12 protein-coding genes are annotated in these 19,284 nt (G+C 72.9%); 5 read left to right on the top strand and 7 right to left on the bottom strand.

Annotated features, from left to right (window positions below):
- Positions 1–358 precede the first annotated feature (358 nt).
- The 4 genes from QRN89_RS30185 (at position 359) to QRN89_RS30170 (ending at position 8,654) form a co-directional block, all read left to right on the top strand.
- Positions 359–1,420, top strand: coding sequence for an ATP-binding protein (locus QRN89_RS30185; protein ID WP_290352582.1), 1,062 nt, complete (start codon positions 359–361; stop codon positions 1,418–1,420).
- Entirely contained in the window at positions 1,417–3,231 is a 1,815-nt protein-coding gene (locus QRN89_RS30180) for a vWA domain-containing protein (RefSeq protein ID WP_290352581.1), read from the top strand. The genes QRN89_RS30185 and QRN89_RS30180 overlap by 4 nt, the downstream gene beginning before the upstream one ends.
- A 255-nt stretch (positions 3,232–3,486) precedes the next feature.
- Positions 3,487–3,816 (top strand): hypothetical protein, encoded by a 330-nt coding sequence (locus QRN89_RS30175; RefSeq protein ID WP_290352580.1) that lies wholly within the window; start codon positions 3,487–3,489, stop codon positions 3,814–3,816.
- Positions 3,817–4,820: 1,004 nt separating this feature from the next.
- Positions 4,821–8,654 (top strand): S8 family serine peptidase, encoded by a 3,834-nt coding sequence (locus tag QRN89_RS30170; protein WP_290352579.1) that lies wholly within the window; start codon positions 4,821–4,823, stop codon positions 8,652–8,654.
- A gap of 135 nt (positions 8,655–8,789) precedes the next feature.
- Here the strand turns inward: QRN89_RS30170 and QRN89_RS30165 are convergent, their stop codons facing one another.
- The 4 genes from QRN89_RS30165 to QRN89_RS30150 form a co-directional block, all read right to left on the bottom strand.
- Entirely contained in the window at positions 8,790–9,161 is a 372-nt protein-coding gene (locus QRN89_RS30165; RefSeq protein WP_290352578.1) for a RidA family protein, read from the bottom strand.
- A 683-nt stretch (positions 9,162–9,844) separates the two neighbouring features.
- On the bottom strand, positions 9,845–10,489 hold the full coding sequence (locus QRN89_RS30160) for a DNA alkylation repair protein (RefSeq protein WP_290353919.1): 645 nt from the start codon (positions 10,487–10,489) through the stop codon (positions 9,845–9,847).
- Between the two features lie 233 nt (positions 10,490–10,722).
- Positions 10,723–11,418, bottom strand: coding sequence for a DUF899 domain-containing protein (locus QRN89_RS30155; RefSeq protein ID WP_290352577.1), 696 nt, complete (start codon positions 11,416–11,418; stop codon positions 10,723–10,725).
- 239 nt (positions 11,419–11,657) lie between these two features.
- The gene (locus QRN89_RS30150) at positions 11,658–13,718 is read right to left on the bottom strand and encodes a phosphocholine-specific phospholipase C (RefSeq protein ID WP_290352576.1); all 2,061 of its coding nucleotides are present in this window, start codon (positions 13,716–13,718) and stop codon (positions 11,658–11,660) included.
- A gap of 572 nt (positions 13,719–14,290) precedes the next feature.
- Here QRN89_RS30150 and QRN89_RS30145 point away from each other — a divergent pair.
- The gene (locus tag QRN89_RS30145) at positions 14,291–14,896 is read left to right on the top strand and encodes a response regulator transcription factor (protein ID WP_290352575.1); all 606 of its coding nucleotides are present in this window, start codon (positions 14,291–14,293) and stop codon (positions 14,894–14,896) included.
- Positions 14,897–15,089: 193 nt separating this feature from the next.
- Here the strand turns inward: QRN89_RS30145 and QRN89_RS30140 are convergent, their stop codons facing one another.
- The 3 genes from QRN89_RS30140 to QRN89_RS30130 form a co-directional block, all read right to left on the bottom strand.
- Positions 15,090–17,039, bottom strand: a complete 1,950-nt coding sequence (locus QRN89_RS30140) for an ATP-binding cassette domain-containing protein (RefSeq protein WP_290352574.1) — start codon at positions 17,037–17,039, stop codon at positions 15,090–15,092.
- The gene (locus tag QRN89_RS30135) at positions 17,036–19,012 is read right to left on the bottom strand and encodes an ATP-binding cassette domain-containing protein (RefSeq protein WP_290352573.1); all 1,977 of its coding nucleotides are present in this window, start codon (positions 19,010–19,012) and stop codon (positions 17,036–17,038) included. The genes QRN89_RS30140 and QRN89_RS30135 overlap by 4 nt, the downstream gene beginning before the upstream one ends.
- A 102-nt stretch (positions 19,013–19,114) precedes the next feature.
- Complete coding sequence (locus QRN89_RS30130) at positions 19,115–19,246, bottom strand: SapB/AmfS family lanthipeptide (RefSeq protein ID WP_017946992.1); 132 nt, start codon at positions 19,244–19,246, stop codon at positions 19,115–19,117.
- Between the last annotated feature and the right edge of the window lie 38 nt (positions 19,247–19,284).

Here is a 19,284-nt window from a genome sequence, read left to right as displayed (position 1 = left end):
GCTGGGTGCTGCTGGCAGTCGTGGAGAGGTGGGGGAGAAGGCATCGTGGCCTTCCGCGGTGTCGGCCGGGCTCCTGTGGTCGGGCGTGGTGACGGGTGCCTGGTGGTTTGCCGACTGGACGCAGGCCGGCCGGCTCGGCGCGGACGCCGGCAGCAGGCACCGACGGGAAGGGGGGCGGCAGTTGCCCGCAGACCGGGCGCCGGACGAGCGCCCCGGGCGCCGGTCCGGACCGTACCGCCGACACGGCCGCACCCGGCGATAAACGGGCTGCGTCGCGGGGTCCGTGGCGTCCAGACTGTTCGGACGCATCGAACAGTCCGGGCGCACCGGACATCGCCCGTTCTCAGGAGTCGTCAGCTTGCAGGCAGCCGTCACCGTCACGCCCGCCCGTGTCCCCGAGTTGCTGCTCGGCCTCGCCACCGTGCGGCCCGTCTTCCTGTGGGGCGCCCCGGGCATCGGCAAGTCGTCCCTCGTACGGAACTTCGCCGCGTCCCTGGGCCTCGAGTGCGTCAGTCTCCTCGGCACCCAGCTGGCCCCCGAGGACCTCATCGGCGTACCGCAGATCCGCGACGGCAGGTCCGTCTTCTGCCCGCCCGAGGCCATCGCCCGGGACGAGCCCTACTGCCTGTTCCTCGACGAGCTGAACGCCGCCACTCCCGATGTGCAGAAGGCGTTCTACTCCCTGATCCTCGACCGGCGCATCGGCGCGTACGAGCTTCCCGCCGGGTCCGTCGTCATCGGCGCCGGCAACCGCGCCACCGACAACGCCCTGGCCAGGCCCATCGCTTCCGCGCTGGTCAACCGGCTCACCCATGTCCATCTGCGCGCCTCCGCCACCGACTGGCTCGTGTGGGCGGGTGACAACGGCGTCCACCCGTGGGTCGTGGACTACCTCGGCGACCGGCCCGACCACCTCTGGTCGCAGCCGCCGAAGACCGAGGAGCCGTTCTCCACTCCCCGTTCCTGGCACATGCTCTCCGACGCGCTGCACTCCTTCGGGCCGGCTCTGGACGAGGAGACCCTCAGGATCGTCGCGCACGGCACGCTCACCCCCGCGCACGCCGTGTCCTTCTGCGGCTACGTCAAGATCGTGCGGCACGCGTACGGCATCGACGCCATCATCAAGGGCGACGCTCCCTGGCCCCGCCGGATCGAGGACCGCGACCTGCTCTACTACCTCGCCGACGCGTTCCGGGGCCGGCTCGTCAAGGAACTCCCCGCCGCCAAGGAGCAGATCCCGCCCGCACTGCGGCAGACCGCGCACCGCGCCAAGGCGCTGCTCGTCCAGCTCGCCGAGATCTCCGTCGAGGTCGCCCAGACCGTCATCCGCGACGACGAGGACGGGCAGCCCGTGCTGCCCGCCTGGTTCCTCGTCGAGGCCGCCCGCGACATGCCGCGGCTGGTCGAGGCCCGCCGGTGAGCCGGGCGACGAACCACGCGGCGCACGGGAGGAAGAAGGCGCGGAACGACGCCGCCACCGAGGCGTTCCTCGCCGGGCTGGCCGTCGTCCGGCGCAACCCGGCCCTCGCGGCGCTGGAGGCCGATGTCTGCCGCAGCCGGGACTGCGATCTGGGCCCGCGCCACGGACTGGCCGCCGTCGACTCCAACGGCAGGATCCACGTCCACCCCGACCGGCGTGCCGAGCCGGCCGAGTGGGCGTGGGCCGTCGCCCACTGCCTCATCCATCTCGGCTTCGGCCACGTCCCCGCAGCGAAGGGCGACCGTCCGCAGCCGGACCGGCCCCAACTCGCCGCCCGCTGCGCCGTCGTCAACCGCTTCCTGCTCACGTACCCCGTCGGCCGTGCCCCCGAGCACCTCCCGTCCTCGTACCCCGACGGCGACGAGGAGCAGCTCGCCACCCGCTGGCGCCGCGACGGCGTGCCGGCCGCGTACGGGCGCTGCGGTACGGGCGGCGACGGCGCCGACCAGATCCTGGTGCCGTGGTCGCGGTGGCACACCCCGGCCGACTGGCAGCTCGCTTTCGCCCGTGCGCTGACCCGCACCGTGTCCGCCGCCATGGACGTCGCCGGGGGCCGGCGCGACACGCTCACCGGCGAACGGCACCCCGCACGGCCCTGGGACCGCGCGCTCAGCTGGTTCATCTCCTCGTACCCGCTGCTCGGCGGCATCGCGGCGGGCATGAAGCTCGTCGCGGACGCCGAACTGGCCCGCGCCCACGGCATCGCCGTCGCCGCCGTGGACGCCACGCTCGGCGAGATCTACGTCAACCCGCTGCGCCGGTACGAGGACGAGGAATGGCGTTTCGTCCTCGCCCACGAGATGCTGCACGCCGCCCTGCGCCACGGTGACCGCCGCGGCGCCCGCGACCCGTACCTGTTCAACGTGGCCGCCGACTACGTCGTCAACGGCTGGCTCGTGGAGATGGCGGTCGGCTCCATGCCCGAAGGGCTCCTGTACGAGCCGGCGTTGAAGGGGCTGTCGGCGGAGGAGGTGTACGACCGGATCGTCACGGACGCCCGCCGCATCCGGCGCCTCGCCACCCTCCGCGGCAAGGGCGTCGGCGACATCCTCGGCGAACCGCTCGGCGGACGCCCGGGCGACTGGGTCGATCTCGACGAGTTCTACCGGCGCGGCCTCGTCCAGGGGCTCGATCTGCACCTCGGCGGCGAACGGGGCCTGCTGCCCGCCGGGCTGGTCCAGGAGATCAGGGCCCTGGCCCATCCGCCGGTGCCGTGGGACGCCCGGCTGGCCCGCTGGTTCGACGAGTTCGTGCCGCGCCCGGAGCCGGTGCGCAGCTTCGCGCGGCCGGCACGCCGCCAGGCCTCCACGCCCGACATCCCCCGCGCCGGAAGGTACTTCCCGCCCGAGCAGGTCGCCCGGTGCACCTTCGGCGTCGTGCTGGACACGTCCGGTTCCATGAACGCGCGGCTGCTCGGCAAGGCGCTCGGCGCAATCGCCTCGTACGCCGAGGCCCGCGACGTCCCGGCGGCCCGGGTGGTCTTCTGCGACGCCGCCGCGTACGACGCCGGGTATCTGCCGCCGACGGAGATCGCGGGCCGGGTGCGGGTGCGCGGGCGCGGGGGCACCGTCCTCCAGCCGGGGATCGACCTCCTCCGTCGCGCCGAGGACTTCCCCACGACGGCGCCCGTCCTCGTCATCACGGACGGCCACTGCGACGTGCTCCGTGTACGGCCGGAACACGCCTACCTCGTCCCGGAAGGTGCCTCGCTCCCGTTCACACCCCGCGGCCCGGTGTTCCGCCTGCGCTGAGACCGCTCCCGCGAGGTGTCCGGGCGTCGCCGCCGTCCGGCCGGCGCGACCGTTCACGGGCGCCGGGGACGTGGATCCTCACGGCCCGTCGCCGGCGGCAGCGCGGGCGGTGGGGCACGCCTGCGCGGGGGCGATGTCTCGGACTCCCGAGGCCCGCGGCCGTCACACCGGGCCTGCCCGCGAACAAGCACACCGAGCCCCGCCTCGGCGGACGGTCCTGAACCGGGCGGACGGCCGGCGAGCTAGTCTGCCTGGATGGAGCAGGACCATCCCTTCGTGCGCGACGCCTTCCCCGACCTCGTCACCGAGTTGGCCGGCCTCCTGGAGGACGAAGGCGAAGGCGACTTGGCGATCTCCGCGTGGGATCTCCGTCTGGTCGCCATGTGCGACTGCGGCGACGACTTCTGCCAGAGCATCCACACGGCCGTCCGTCCCAAGGGGGAGCCGTACGGCGAGGGCCATCGGTGCGTGCCGCTCCTGCCCGCGGAGGGCACGCTGGTCCTGGACGTGGTGCACGAAAGGATCATGTACGTCGAGGTGCTGAACCGGCAGCCGATGCGCGACCACCGCGACCCTCGGCACTGAAACGTCCGCGGGATCCGGGGCGCTTGCCGCCCGGGCCGCCGCGGCCGCGGGTGCCTGACCCAACGGTCGCATCGCATCGCACCGCTCAAGAGCGACGCCCGCGCACCGCCGTAGGGTGCGTCGTACGGCGAACAACTCCCCGGCCCTGCCCCGAGTGCGGTCTGTCGATGACGTCCGGTGGCCTCGTGCTCTCCCGGCGGAAGGACGACGACCGGCGAACCTGCCGGATGTTGTGGCGGTACGGCGGTCGGCACGTGTGGACGGGGCTGGACGGACGGCCGGGGGCTGGGCGGACCGGCCGGACGAGCCTTTGGGGCAATGCCCCTTTCCGAGCCTGTTCCGCTGACCTGACACGCCGAATCCACGGGCGCGCGAGGCGACGGGAGTCGGGCAGCACAGACCGACAGGCGTCCGATCCGGCCGGGCGGGCCGTGCGCGCCCGCCTCGCGTCAACCTCTCGTGCACCACCGCATCGCACGGAGCCGGAAGGCGTCACAGGAGTCCCGTGTCGAAGTGTGGACATGGCGTCTTTGTGCCACGTGGAGGAGGTGGCGGGGCCGGATCCCTTGGCACATGATTCCGCTCGGGCGGTGAACCACAGGTGTACGGAAGGGTTTTGCTCATGGCGTGAGTCCGCCCGACGGCGGCGGTGTGGAACGTACTGATGCAGGTTGCCGGAGGCGTGCCGGCCGTCCGGGTCGGTGATCTCCGGTCGGTCCCGATTGAAGTCGCCGCCCCCCGCGGTACCGGGATCGGTGGCAGTCCGGCAGGGTGCGCCCGCCCGCATCGCCCACTCCGTTTCAGTCACCGTGCCCCTCACACTCCGTACGAACGTCCGCCAGGCGTACGGAAGCGCGGGGCCGGTTCTCTCGCGGCTCACGTCCGGGCCGGACGTCGTACGTCCCACGGTGTCCCAGGTGGGACGCGTCGGGTCCGTGCGGTCCCGTGCCCGCTCACAGGTGATGTGCCCCGATGTCGGGACAACAGGAAGGCTGGAAACACCAATGAGACGGATCCGCCTCTGGGCGGTGATATCCCTGTCGGCGATGGTGGCCACGAGTGCCATCACGCCCGTCACGGCCCAGGCTCTGCCGGGGACCGAGGCGCGCACGCCGGCACCGCAGGTCGGTGCGACGAGCACCGTGCGGCTGATCACCGGTGACCGGGTCACCGTCGGCGACGCGCCGAACGGGAAGAAGACGGCGTCGGTGCAGCGCGCACCGGGCCGCGAGAAGGTCCTCTTCCAGATCACCGAGAAGGACGGGGGCCTGACGGTCCTGCCCTCCGACGCGGCCGCGCTCGTCCGCACCGGACGGCTGGACGCGGAACTCTTCGACGTCGCACGCCTCATCGCCCAGGGGTACGACGAGGCCCACACCGACGCCCTGCCCCTGATCGTGTCCGCGCCCAAGGGCTCGGCGCGTACGGCGGTCAAGCGGGTCGACGCACTCTCCGAGTTCCAGGAGGGCTCCGGCGAGCCGCGGGATCTGCCGAGCATCGACGCCCGGGCGCTGCGCGTCGCCGACGACGACCTGGCCGCCTTCTGGAAGCAGCTCGCTCCTCCGGCGGGCGCGTCGGTGGCGGGCGCGGCGGCCGCGACCCCGAAGATCTGGCTGGACCACAAGGTGCGTCCCACGCTGGATCGCAGCACCGCGCAGATCAACGCACCCGCCGCCTGGGCGGCCGGTCACCACGGCAAGGGCGTCAGGGTCGCCGTCCTCGACACGGGCGCCGACCAGAAGCATCCCGACCTCGCGGGCCGCGTGATCGGGGCGAAGGACTTCTCCGACAGCGGTTCGACCGAGGACCGCTTCGGCCACGGCACGCACGTCGCCGCCACCGCCGGCGGCAGCGGTGCCGCCTCGGACGGCCGACGCAAGGGTGTCGCGCCGGGGGCCGACCTGCTGATCGGCAAGGTGCTCGGGGACGACGGCTCCGGCAGCGAGTCCCAGGTCATCGCGGGCATGGAGTGGGCCGCGGGCCAGGGCGCCAGGGTCGTCAACATGAGCCTGGGCGCGGACATGGAGACCGACGGCACCGACCCCATGAGCCTGGCGGTCAACGAGATCTCCCGCAGCAGCGGCGCGCTCTTCGTCGTCGCCGCCGGCAACAGCGGGTCGAGGGGCGAGATGACGGTCGGGTCGCCCGGCGCGGCCGACGCCGCTCTCACCGTCGGCGCCGTCGACCGCGACGACGCACTGGCGGACTTCTCGAGCCGCGGCCCGCGCTTCGGCGACAAGGCGGTCAAGCCGGACATCACGGCTCCCGGCGTCGGGATCGTCGCCGCGCGTGCCGCCGGTACGACCATGGGCACCCCGGTCGACGACTACTACGTCGCGGCGGACGGCACCTCGATGGCCACGCCCCACGTGGCCGGTGCGGCGGCTCTGCTCGCCGGCCAACACCCGGACTGGGGGGCGGAGCAGCTCAAGGACGCGCTGATCAGCACGTCCCGTACGGTGGCCGGCCAGGCGCCGACCGAGCAGGGCGGCGGGCGCGTCGACGTCAAGGCGGCGTTCTCCGCCTCCGTCACCGCCGGCGGAACGATCGCCATGGGCCCGTTCGAGAGGGACGGTTCGCCGGTGGAGCGTGCCGGCGTGCTCCGGTACACGAACCACTCCGACGCCGACGTCTCGCTGAACCTGCGTGCCGCGCTGGCGACCAAGGGCGGCAGGAGCCTGCCCGCCCAGGCGCTGACGCTGGGCGCTGACACGGTCCGGGTCGCGCCGGGCGCGACCGCCGAGGTTCCCGTCGGTGTCGACCCCGCGAAGTCGGGCGGCGGCACCTACTACGGCTACGTCACCGCGACGTCCGGCGACGGCGTGTCGGTGCACACCACCGTCAGCCTGCGCGTGCGCGCCCCGGTGCACAAGCTCACCGTCGAGTCCCTCGGCCCGGACGGGGAGCCCCTCGCATGGAACCTGCTGGACATCATCGGCGGGGACCGGGACGTCCGGATCACCAGCTGGGACCCGTTGGTCGCCGAGGTCGAGGAGGGCACGTACCTGGTCGGCGGCACGCGGGCGGACTACAACGACACCTTCCCGCGCATCTTCCAGGTCGTCGAGCCCGAGGTGAAGGTCACCAAGGACACCACCGTCACCCTGGACGCGCGTGAGGCCAAGCTGGTGCGGGTGCGCACGCCCGAGCCCGCCGAGCGGCGCAACAATCTGAGCTACCAGATGTACCGGAAGATCGACGGGGTGGGGGTGTCCGTGACCACCACCTACGAAGAGGGCGGCGGCGCGGTCGACCTCTATGTGAACCCCACGTCCAAGGTCACCGAAGGCGAGTTCGAGTTCAACTCCCGTTGGGAAATGACGGCCCCCGTGCTCAGGGCCGAGGTCCGCGGCGCGGACATCGATCTGGACCCGTACTACTCCGGGCGGTCCACCCCGTTCGCCGCCGAGGGTGAGCGGCTCGTCGCCGTGGACGCGGGGACCAGGGAGAAGCCCGACCTGCGGCCCGGGACCGTGCGGGGCAAGCTCGCACTGATCCGCGACGACTCCGCGCAGGACGGGGACGACCTCGCGGAGAGGGCGGCCGAGGCGGGCGCCAAGGGAATCGCGGTCGTCATGCCCCAGGGCTTCCCGGCCTGGAGCCGCTGGAAGCCGACGGACACGCGCACCGCCGTCCCCGTCATCCGGCTGGACGCCGCCGACGGCGCCGCACTGCTGCAGATCATGAAGAGGCGCCAGGCCGTCGTCGAGGTGTCCGGGACGGTGAAGAGCCCGTACCTGTACGACATCAAGGCGATCTGGAACCAGCAGATCCCGAAGGACGTGACGTACACCGTCACGGACCGCAACACCGCACAGGTGAAGGCGGCCTACACGGACAACGGCGCGCTCGACTGGACCAGCGAACAGCGCGACAGCTGGCGCCCCTTCGCGAAGTACAGCTTCGAAACGTCGCGTTGGGTGCCGACGGGGCTGACCCGCACCGAGTACGTCACCTCCGGGGACACGCAGTGGATGCACTACGTGGACTTCATCGCCGGCCCCGACCTGTTCATGGCCGCGCCGCTCCGGTCGGGTCTGCGCGACGCCCCCCGCACCTTCCGGACCGGCGAGAAGGCCGAGGAGGAGTGGTACAGGGCCGTGGTGCGGCCGTCCATCCCGCGCGGCTGGAACCGTCCCGCCGTCCGCTCCGGTGACGTCCTCAGCCTGGCGATCCCGGAGTACACGGACGCGGTGGCCGGCCACTGGGCCCGCAGGCAGGTCGCCTCCGAGCTGGGCGGTCTCGGCAGGACGGGAGCGCCCGGCACGGCGGACGAACCGACCTACCCCCGAGGTGACACCGTGGCCGCCGTCCTCTACCGGAACGGCGAGAAGGTGAGCGAAGCACCGGACGCCTGGCGGAACTTCCCGGTCCCCGCCGGTGAGGCCGACTTCCGCCTGGACCTGACGACGGACCGCGAGACCGAGTACTGGCGGACCGGTACGAGGACCTCGACGTCCTGGACGTTCCGTTCGAAGTCCGCGGCGGAGGACACACTGCTGCCCCTCCTCCAGGTCGACTACGGGGTCGCGGCCGACGCGCGGAACACGGTGCGCGGCGGGAAGCGGCACGACATCGACCTGACCGTCAGGCACCAGGACGGGCTCGCCGTCCCCGCCGGGGTCAGGCTCAAGGTCGAGGCGTCCTTCGACGACGGCAGGACCTGGAAGGGTCAGGTCCGAGTCGAGGACCGCGGCCACAACAGGTTCACCGCCACCATCGAGCGCCCGGGCGACCCGCGGCAGGGGGCGTACGTGACCCTGCGGGTCACGGCCTCCGACAAGGCGGGCAACACGGTCCGGCAGACCGTGGAACGGGCCTACCTGCTCGGCAAGTGAGCACGTGAGCCGGCGCCTTCGCGGCACTCCCGCGGAGGCGCCGGCGGACCGTCGCGGCGGGTGCCGGGGTGCGAGCCCCGGCACCCGCCGTTCGCCGTCCGCGCGGACCGGCGCGGTGTAAGCAGGTCGGGGTGGCTACGCTTCCAGGTCGAGGCGCACGACGGCCCCGATCTCGATGAGCTGGTCCGGCAGAGCGAGATCGACGACCCCCATCGCGGTGCTGGTCGGACGGTGCTTGTCGAAGTACTCCGCATGGAGTCGGGCAACCGTCTCGAAGTTCTTTCGCAGGTCGACGACCAGCGTGGTGGTCTCGATGACCTGGTCGCGCGTGGCTCCGAAGTGCTTCAGCACAAGGTCCAGGTTGGCGAAGGTGGTTCTCGTCTGGAGTTCGATGTCCCCGGCGCCGATGAGGGTTCCCGCGTCGTCATGGGACAACTGGCCGGAGATGTAGAGGGTTTCTCCGACTCGCATGGCCTGGCTGAACCCGTAGAGGGATTCCCATGGCATACCGAACCCGAACTTTTCCGCTTGGACGGACATGGATCCCTCCATTGGTCTGGGGCTTCCCGCGGACGTGGAAGCGTCACCCCCGAAGGAACGTAACATTCACCCCCTAATCGTTACAATTGGACAATCTGGCTATATGCGCATAGGGTAAGCGAGTTGGGTGCGCAGTTCCCGTATGCCCGGCCCTGCGGATACGGCGTCGGCGATCCCCGCCGGCTCGACCACGGCTCCGCCCCCGACAACGATGTCACCACCACGGCAACCCCTTCCCGTGGCCGTGCCCGCACTCCCCCTCCCGTCCGACACGCCGTCAACACGCGGCGGGAGGCTCCGGACGAACCCGTCCGACGTCGGGTCGGCGCAACGCCCCGAGCGTGGACTCCGGGCGTCCGGAAGGGGAAGACACCGTGCTGATCCAGGCCATCGGGGCGTGCTGCCGGCGGCCCTCGCGGTCGCGGGCGTCCCCGCCCGGGCGACGCGACCGAACCGCCGCGCCGGATGGCATCGCTGGAAGCCATCCCTGGCGCGAGGGCACTGCTCCTCGGTGCGCTGCTGTCGGGCGCCGGCCCGAGGACCCTGGTTCTGACGGCGTCGGCAGCCGCCACGTCGATCGTCGAAGCGGGAATGCACGATACCGCCGGCCGTCGCCGGACCGCTCCGGCCGGCGAGCAGCGCGAACACTCCTACGCTTCGTGCCGCCTGCGCACCATCTCGGAGATCCAGACGGGCGCGAACGGAGACGTGCAGCCCGGAGAGGTCGGGTAGTCCTTGAGGACCTCCAGGCGCTCGCCGATGTCGACGGCACGACCTCGGTACTCGGGGTGCTCGATCCCGATCTGGGCCAGGGTGTGGTTCATCGCCCACTGCAGGCGGTCCGGGGCGTCCTTCATCTCCGACTCGATGACGTCGAGCAGTCCGGCGAGGTCGAGCCCCTCGGGCTTCTTCGCCACGCGTTCGGTGGTCAGGGCCCAGCCGGCACTCGCGACGACCGGATCCGGATCGGCCGACCAGGCCACACGGAGCTCTTCGGCGTGCGGGTTCTTCTTCACCACGTAGTTCACGAGCCAGTCGTGCACCTTGGGTGTGCGTGCCTCGCGCAGCATCGCGTCCAGTTCGTCCCGCCCGAACGCCTTCGGCCGGCAGATCAGGAGCGCCAGCAGTCGGGCCGCCGAATCCTCCGTCGCCCAGAGCCGGCCAGCGAGGTCCTGCTGCGTCTTCAGCCTCTTCGCCAGCGCGCGGAGCCTGCCGAGGTTCACACCGTGGTCGTCACCGTGCTTCTCGTTCACCTCGCGCGTCCTCGGGTCCGCGAGCGCGGCCAGCTCGGCCATCACCTCGCTCACCGTCGTCCCGGTCAGCGCCGACTCGGCCACCTCAGCCTCCTGTCGTCATGTGCGAGCCTCAGCCTATGCGGGAAGTCGGCCTCCCGTCGTACACACCGATCACAACGATCACAACGATGCGGCGGCAGCCGCCAGGGCACCACCGCCTGCACCGATGTGCAGGCGGTGTGGTGTCGGCCCGGTCCCCCCGACCGTCCCGGCGCGCCCGCGCGAGCCGTCGTTCAGCCGTCGACCGGGCCCGGGCCGTAGAGCGCGGCGATGTCCTGGGACTCCGCCCAGCCGCTGTACGTGGGCGACTGGGGCCAGCCTTCGGGCGAGTCCTGCCACTCCTCCTGCCGCCCGTACGGCAGGACGTCGATCAGCGCGAAGGTGTGGCTGAGCTGCTCGGTGCCCCGGCCGTCGGTGTGCCAGGTGCGATACACGGTGTCGCCGTCGCGCAGGAACACGTTGACCGCGAATCCCCCGCCGGCCGGTGCGCCGACGTCGGCGCCGAACGGGCTGTCGGCGGTCGAGTACCAGGTCATCCGGTTGCCGACCCGTTGCTTGTACGCGAGCGCTTCCTTGATCGGGCCCTGGGTGACGATGACGAATCGCGCGTCGTAGTTGTCGAGGAAGTCGAGGCGGGTGTACTGGGAGGTGAACCCGGTGCAGCCCGAGCACTGCCATTCCCCGCCGGCGAACCACATGTGGTGGTAGACGATCAGTTGCCTCCTGCCTTCGAATACGTCCACCAGCCGCACGGGGCCGTCCTCGCCTTCCAGGGTGTAGTCGGGCATCTCGACCATCGGCAGGCGACGACGCTCGGCGGCGATGGCGTCGAGCTCCCGTGTCGCCGCCTTCTCCCGGGTGCGCAGGGCCTCGAGCCGCCGCTCCCAGGTCTCGGCGTCGACGACGGGCGGTAGGGCTTGGGTGGTCATGGTTGCCTCACAGTGCTCGTGCCCGGCTTTCGCTTCCTGGAGAGGTAGACCGCACCGGGCCACGGAAGTCATCGGTCGCCACGGGGAAAGTCCGGACGTCTTCCGCCGCGCGTACCGGACGCCGGCAGGCATGGGTCCGGGCTGCCTGCCGTACGCGGTGCTCGCGCCGCCGCCCGAGTGCGGCCCGCCGGTGGCGGCGGGCCGCACCGAGACGGAGGCCGCGTCCCGAGGAAACCGCGTCAGTCCGTTCTGATCGCGGGGTCGGAGACGCCCGGGGCGCCCGTCTCCACGTGCCCGGCGAAGCGGCGCAGAAAGGTGCTGTCCGCGTCGGAGACCACTGCGACGTCGTACCAGTGGCCCGTGCCGCGCAGGTCCACCGTGTGGGAGACGGTGGCGCCGGGGCCCACCCCGAAGGTGCGCGCCGTGCCGCCGTAGGCGTTGGTCACGGTGAGGTTGACCGCGGCCGCGCCGGGGTTGGTCAGGGTGAGGGCCAGGCTGCCGGTGGAGGCGACGTGGCGGGCCGTGACCTCGGGGCCGGCCTTCTTCGCCGGCCCCTTCCAGGCGCGCAGGAAGCCGTTCGGGCCCCACACCGTGAGGTCGATCTGGTTGCCGGTGGAGCTGCTGGTGCTCCAGGTGTCGGAGAGGGTCTTGCCCGCCTCGACCGTGTAGGGCCAGGGGCCGTCCGTACGGTTGCCCGAGGTGCTGTGGAAGTGGGCGCCGAGGGCGGGTCCGCCGGCGAAGGTCAGGGTGAACCGGCCGGTGGAGACGTTCGTCCTTCCGTCGACGTAAGGGCTGTAGCCGAGGGCGCGGGTCGGCCTGGAGCCGGCCTCCTGCTTCGGCAGGGTGCCCGTGGCCGGTGTCACCGGGCGGTACGAGGGGTGGCGGTCGTGGTCCGGCGGGACGTAACCGGCCGTCGACGGGAGGGCGGCCGGGGAGGCATCGGCCCGGCCGAAGTCGAAGGCCGAGGTCAGGTCGCCGCAGACCGCACGGCGCCAGGGGGAGATGTGGGGCTCGTGCACGCCGAAGCGCTTCTCCATGAAGCGGATCAGCGAGGTGTGGTCGAAGGTCTCGGAACAGACGTAGCCGCCCCTGCTCCACGGGGAGACCACGATCATCGGGACGCGCGGGCCGAGGCCGTACGGTCCGGCCGCGTAACCGCCGCCACCGGGATACAGGTCCTTCGAGACGTCCGCCGTCGACAGGCCCCACGCGGCGGAGGCGGGCGGGTACGGCGGAACGACGTGGTCGAAGAAGCCGTCGTTCTCGTCGTAGGTGACGAAGAGCGCCGTCCTCGCCCACACCGCCGGGTTGGAGGTCAGGGCGTCCAGGACCTGCGAGAGGTACCAGGCGCCGAAGTTCACCGGCCAGTTCGGGTGTTCGCTGAATGCCTCCGGGGCGGCGATCCACGAGACCTGGGGCAGGGTGCCGTTCGCCACGTCGGCGCGCAGGCGGTCGAAGTACCCGTCGCCGGCCTTGACGTCGGTGCCGGTGCGGGCCTTCTCGTACAGGGCGCTGCCGGGCCGGGCGTTGCGGTAGTTGTTGAAGTACAGCAGCGAGTTGTCACCGTAGTTGCCGCGGAAGGCGTCGTCGATCCAGCCCCAGGAGCCGGCGGCGTTCAGGCCGTCGCCGATGTCCTGGTAGACCTTCCACGAGACTCCGGCGGCCTCCAGGCGCTCGGGGTACGTCCTCCAGCCGTACCCGGCCTCCTGGTTGCCCAGGACCGGGCCGCCGCCGGTGCCGTCGTTGCCCGTGTGGCCGGACCACATGTAGTAGCGGTTCGGGTCCGTGGCTCCGATGAAGGAGCAGTGGTAGGCGTCGCACACGGTGAAGGCGTCGGCGAGGGCGTAGTGGAACGGGATGTCCCGCCGGGTCATGTGCGCCATCGTCGCGGCGGACTTGGCCGGCACCCACTGGTCGTACTTGCCGTTGTTGTACGCCTGGTGGCCACCGGCCCAGTCGTGGTCGAGCCCCTCGACGAACCGCATGCCCAGGTCGTCGACCTGCGGGTTGAAGGGGAGGATGTCCCTCGTCCCGTCGGACTGGTGGAAGACCGACCTGCCGTTGCCCTGGAGGACCGGACGCGGGTCGCCGAAGCCCCGCACGCCCTTCATCGTCCCGAAGTACTGGTCGAAGGACCGGTTCTCCTGCATGAGGACGACGATGTGCTCGACGTCCTGGAGGGTGCCTGCGCGGACCTGCGCCGGGATGGCGGCGGCTCGGGCGATGCTCTCGTTCAGCATGGCGGCAGCGGCGGTGCCACCGGCGATCCGCAGGAACCTGCGGCGGTTCATCTCTGTCATGGCGTGTCGACCTCTGCGGGTGAGAAGGAGGAGAGGTGCGCCCCCAGGACAGCGGCCCCGGAGTACCGAACGGAGGCCCTTGTCCGACGCAGGGCCGTACAGCGGGAGAACGGAGGGTCGCTCTTCGACTACCTGGCGTCCGGGGAAGACGGTAAGGGGATCACCCCACAGGCAACAGACCCTCGCGGAAGGGGACGGGCGGCCCCTGCCGGCATCGCGTGTCAGTGCTCCGCGGCATGACGAACCGCCATGGACGCCGGGACAGTGATGGACGTCCGGCAGCGGCTCCTCGGCGACCCGCGCACGTCGTGGGTGCGCGCTGTTGGCGCACGGCACGTGTGTCGTGCTGACCGCTCCGGACGGCGCACACCCGAGCGGCCGACTCGTCCTGTGCGCCCCTGTGCGCTCCCTCTATGCCCCGGCGCGCAAGGGGCGCACTCCGAATTCGTACCGCGCTCCCGTGCCTCCCTGGGAGCGACTACCTGTCCGATACGCGGGCAGCGGCAGTGAGTACTGACCGTTGGTGTCCGGCCGATCACCGGTGCCGGCACGGTAGTTGAGGGGGGACGAGCGTGATTCGGGTGCTGCTGGTGCACGATTCCCGACTGCTGCGATCCGCGCTGACCACGCTGCTGGGGCGGGAGAAGGACCTGGAGGTGAGCGGAACCTCGTGGAGGGCGGCGGTCGGGCAGACCCGTTCCCTGCGGCCGCACGTGTGCGTCGTGGACGTCGACTGTCCGGGCTCGGCCATGATCGGGACGCTCATCGGCCTGGCCCGGCGGGCGACCGGCCCTGCCTCGGCGCTGCTCGTGCTCGCCACGGGCACCCGGCCCGGTCTGCTCCGCCGCGCCTTCGACGCCGGCGCCCTCGGATACGTCAGCAAGGACGCGGGACCGCAGCGATTACTGGAAGGCATCAGACGTGTCGCCGAAGGCGAGCGATTCGTCGACGAATCGCTCGCCTTCGGCTTCCTCCAGGCCGCGGAGATGCCACTGACGCCCCGTGAACTCAGTGTGCTGCGCATGGCCGCGGAGGGTTCGACGATCGCGGAGATCGCCCACGGCCTGCACCTGTCCCTGGGGACCGTCCGCAACTACATGTCCGCGATCACCCGCAAGACCGGGGCCCGCAACCGGGTCGACGCCATACGGATATCGCAGCACGCCGGGTGGGTGTGACCGGACGCACCGGTCCCGGGCGGCGATACGTCCGGGGCCGGTGCTGACCCGGAGGCGGGATGTCGGGGTCCTGTACGAGTCGGGCGGAGGCCGCTGCGGGACGTCAGGGGTCCGGTACGGGCCCGGGCCGCGGCACGTCCGCCCGGCTGACGCGATGGACGTGCCGCGGGGCGGAGGGCGCCGCGGGCGGCGTTCACGGCACGCCCGCCGCCGGCCGCCAGTGGCCCACGAGGTCGCGATAGGTCGCCGACCGTTCGACCAACTCCTCGTGGGTCCCGGCCGTCGCGCTCACCCCGTCCAGCACGAGGACGCGGTCCGCCCGTTGTGCCGACGCGAGCCGGTGGGCGATCACCAGCAGGGTCCCGGGCCGTTCCGCGAAGGCCCGCTCGGCCCGGGCCTCGGCCCCGGGGTCCAGATGGCAGGTCGCCTCGTCCAGCAGCACCAGACCGGCCGGGGCGAGGTAGGCCCGCGCCAGGGCGACCAGTTGACGCTCCCCCTGGGAGAGGGCCGCCGGGTCGAGCCGGGCGTCCGGTCCTCCGAGCCGGTGCACCACGGCATCGAGGCCGACCGCGCGCACGGCGGCCTCCACTGCCGCGGCGGGCGCCCCGTCCGGGCACATGTACAGCAGGTTGTCCCGCAGGCTTCCGCTGAACACATAGGCCTCCTGCGGGATCATGGCCCGCCGGGCCGACAGGGGGTCCCGGTCCGGCGGGAGCACGGGCGCACCGCCGATCAGCAACTCCCCCCGGTCGGGCACGAGCAGCCCGGCCACCAGCCCGAACAGGGTGGACTTGCCGATGCCGCTCGGACCGACCACGGCCAGGTGCTCACCGGGCTCCACGACCAGGTCGAGGCCGTCGATCACCGGGGTGGCGCACGGCCCGTAGGAGTAGGAGAGCGCACGCAGCTCCAGGCGGGGCGCGGCTCCGCCGGCGTCCGGCCGCGGCGCCTCCGGCGTGCCGGGACGCCGCGGGGCCGTCACCGTGCGTCCCGCGGTCCGCCACCGGCCCGGTCCGGATCCGTCCTTCGCCGCATCCCCGGGAGGCGGGCCCGGGGTCCGCTGCGGGGTCCCGTCGGAGCGGGTGAGGTGGTCGAGGATCACCAGCAGCCGGGTGCCGGCCGCGCCCAGGCCGGTCATGAGGGTGTTCAGGGACGGCAGCAGCGCCTGCGTCAGATAGGCGAGCGCGCCGATGAGTTCACCGGCGGTGACCCCGCGGCCCAGCAGCCACGGCGCGGTGACCAGCAGCAGGACGACCGGCGTCTGTCCCGCGAGACCGACGGTGAGTGTCCGCGCCGCGGCCCACCGGGCGAGTGCCGCCGCCGCCCGGGTCTGTGCGTCGATCAGCCGCCCGGCGTCGGCCGCGATCCGCTCCTCCGCACCGCACGCCACGATGTCCCGGAGCCCTCCGACGTCGGCGCCGAGCCCCGCGGCGAGCTCCTCGTCGGTCCGCAGGAACTCCCGCTGCCGCACCGCCATGGGACGCAGCGCGGCGGCGAAGAGCACCAGCCCGGCGATCAGCGGGGGCAGCACGACCAGCAGCAGTACGGGGGCGAGCGCCGAGAGGCCGAGGACGACGCCCACGACCGTGGCGGCGAACGATCGGGTGACCATCACGAGTCCCGCGAAGCCGTCCCGGGCCGCCTCCGTCTGGTGCGTCAGCCGGGAGACGGCCGCGCGGCCGGGTCGCGCTTCCCGGGCCGCCACCGCGTCGCCGAGGGCCGACGTGACGACCCTGCGCACCAGGCCGTCCCGGAGCGGCTCCACGAGGTCGGCGAGCCGGCGGAACACCCGGTCGGTGGCCACTCCGCCCGCGACGACGGCGGCGGCTGTCAGGGCCAGCCAGCCCAGTCCCACACCGGGCCGACCCGCGAGGAAGCCGCGGTCGAGCGCCGCTGCCACGCCGTAGCCGCCGAGGAAGGTCTGCGCGGACTCCAGCAGCGACCAGCCGCCGAGGCGTACGAGTACCCGTCGTCGCCGGGCGAGGAACGGGACCGCCTGGGGCAGGACCCTCCGCAGCGCCCCGTCCCGCCGGCTGGACACGGACGGCCGCGGCGCGGGGCGGCCCTCCGGCGGCGCGGCTGCCGTCACGGGGCGGCCGGAACCGCCGCCGCCGGTCGTCCTGGTGCGGCCGGCGGTCGTCATGACGCCCCGCTCCCCGACGCGCGGCCGTCCTCCCGGCCTTCGCCCACCGCCCCGTCGTCCACCGGCCCGCCGCCGACCGGATCTTCGCCCACCGGCCCCTTGCCAACCGCCGCGCGGTCCACCGGCCCCCCACCCACCGCCCCGTCGTCCACCGACCAGCCGCCCGCCGGATTGCCGACAGGCCCGTCGCCCACCGACTCGCCGCCCACCGACCCGTCCTCCACCGCGGCGAACACCGCTCGGTACTCGGGCAGCGCCCACAGCGCGTCGTGCGGACCGACCGCCCGGACGCGACCGTCGTCCAGCCAGGCGACGAGGTCCGCCCGCGCCGCCGACGAGGCCCGATGGGCGACGACCAGCCGGGTGCCCGGCCGGACCTGGTGCAGCATGGCCCGGGCGACCTGCCGTTCGGTGACGCTGTCCAGGCTCGACGTGGCGTCGTCCAGGACGAGCAGCCGTCCGGCGTGGGCGAACGTCCGCGCCAGCCCAAGCCGTTGTGCCTCCCCGCCGGACAACGGCGCACGGGCCAGCGGCGTCGTGTAACCGGCGGGCAGCCGTCTGACGAACGCGTCCGCCCCCGCCGCCCGCGCGGCACCGGTCACCTCCGTCGACGACGGTTCGTACGCGCCGAAGGCGAGGGACTCCCCCACCGTCGCGCCGAACAACGCGGGTCGTTCGAAGGCGTACCCCACCTCGCGGCGCAGCACCTCCCGTGCGATCTCGGGCACGGGCACGCCGTCCAGACGGACGGTGCCGGCGTCGGGGTCGGCCAGGCGGCCGGGCAGGGCGGCCAGGGCCGACTTGCCCGAGCCCGACCTGCCCACCAGGGCCAGCGTGGACCCGCCGGGCACGACGAGGTCGACGTCACGCAGTACGGTCCTGCCGCCGCGCGCCACCGTGACACCGCGGAACTCCAGCCGGCCCGGACCGCCGTCGGGAAGCCGGCGCGCGCCGTACGCCACGACGGGTGCGTCCAGGGCCTCGGCGACGCGGCCGGCCGCGGCACGGCTGCGGAGCAGTCCGGCCAACTGGCCGACGACGGCGCCGAGTCCAGCGGCCAGGGCCGCATAGCGCAGCGCGGCCAGCAGTTCGCCGACACTCATGTCCCCGGCCGCCACCCTGAGTCCGCCGACCGCGAGCACGCCGGTCTCCAGCAGCGGCAGGAGCACCGCGCCGCGGGCGACGGCACGCCCGTACACCTGCCACATCTGCCGTCCGCTGTCGGCCAGTCGGGGCAGCGGTGCCAGGATCCGGGCGCGTTCCCGCCCGACCGTGCCCGCGGCCGCGACCGTCCTGGCTCCGTCGAGCGCCTCGACCAGCCGCGCGGCGATGTCCCCCTGGACCCGCTGGTACTCGGCCACCCCGGCGGAGGTGTCCCGGGTGAACGCACGGACGAGCAGCACCAGAAGGGGCCCCCCGGCGACAAGAACGGCGGCGGTCCACAGGTCGGTGCACGCGAGCGCGACCAGTCCGCCGACCGGCAGGACGACCGCCGGTACGGCTCCCGCGGCCGTCGCGGGGGCCGCGGCCGCCTCCGTCACGTTCGCCGTAAGCCGGGTCACGAGATCGCCGCGGGTGAACCGCTGCGCGCCGCGCGGCCCCGCGGCCAGCACACGGCCGAGTGCGCGGCGTCGCATCCGCGCGGCGGACCGTGCGGTGACCGTGCCGGTGAGATGGGCGCAGGCGGCGTCGCACAGGGTGTCGGCGACGATCAGCACCGCGCAGAGCGCAAGCCACGGCCCGGCGTCCGCGGCGCCTGCGAGCAGGAGGTCCAGTGTGCGGCCGAGCAGCGCGGGCAGGGCCACGGCCGCGGCGGCCGACAGCAGTCCCGCCACGACGAGGGCCGTGGTGCGCCCTGCCGACGCCCGGGCCGCCCCGGTCAGCAGCGACCGTGCCACGACGGCGGTCGCGGACGGCCCGTGCGCGCCGCGAACCCGTACGCCCGGCGCGGTGGCGGGCGGGCTGTGGCTCATGGTGCTCCCCCTCGTGGTCCCGCCGAGCGGTCCCGGGCGCGGGTACGCCCGGGACCGCTTGACCGCGACCGTCGCACGGAGCCTCCGTGCGACGGTGCCGCGTCAGTTACAGGTGGTGACGCTCAGGCTGCTGTCACCGCAGAGCAGCAGACTCGCGCGGCTGCCGCCGGTGGCGATCTCGTCCGTGAGCTCGTCCTTGGGGGTCTCCATGCTCTGCAGGTCGAGAAGCGACATGATCGTTTCCTTTCTCGGGGACGGATGGTGCCTTGCCA

Origin of the sequence: Streptomyces sp. HUAS CB01 (genome assembly GCF_030406905.1) — a bacterium.
GTDB classification, from domain to species: Bacteria; Actinomycetota; Actinomycetes; order Streptomycetales; family Streptomycetaceae; genus Streptomyces; species Streptomyces chengbuensis.
Note: the sequence above shows the minus strand (reverse complement) of the source record. Positions and strands in the feature narration are given on the sequence as shown.

Bases quoted from the DNA above. Each gene is read 5' to 3' on its own strand.
- QRN89_RS30140 (WP_290352574.1), bottom strand. From the start codon at position 17,039: ATGACGACCGCCGGCCGCACCAGGACGACCGGCGGCGGCGGTTCCGGC.
- QRN89_RS30160 (WP_290353919.1), bottom strand. From the start codon at position 10,489: ATGGCCGAGCTGGCCGCGCTCGCGGACCCGAGGACGCGCGAGGTGAAC.
- QRN89_RS30175 (WP_290352580.1), top strand. From the start codon at position 3,487: ATGGAGCAGGACCATCCCTTCGTGCGCGACGCCTTCCCCGACCTCGTC.
- QRN89_RS30165 (WP_290352578.1), bottom strand. From the start codon at position 9,161: ATGCCATGGGAATCCCTCTACGGGTTCAGCCAGGCCATGCGAGTCGGA.
- QRN89_RS30130 (WP_017946992.1), bottom strand. From the start codon at position 19,246: ATGTCGCTTCTCGACCTGCAGAGCATGGAGACCCCCAAGGACGAGCTC.
- QRN89_RS30155 (WP_290352577.1), bottom strand. From the start codon at position 11,418: ATGACCACCCAAGCCCTACCGCCCGTCGTCGACGCCGAGACCTGGGAG.
- QRN89_RS30170 (WP_290352579.1), top strand. From the start codon at position 4,821: ATGAGACGGATCCGCCTCTGGGCGGTGATATCCCTGTCGGCGATGGTG.
- QRN89_RS30135 (WP_290352573.1), bottom strand. From the start codon at position 19,012: ATGAGCCACAGCCCGCCCGCCACCGCGCCGGGCGTACGGGTTCGCGGC.
- QRN89_RS30150 (WP_290352576.1), bottom strand. From the start codon at position 13,718: ATGACAGAGATGAACCGCCGCAGGTTCCTGCGGATCGCCGGTGGCACC.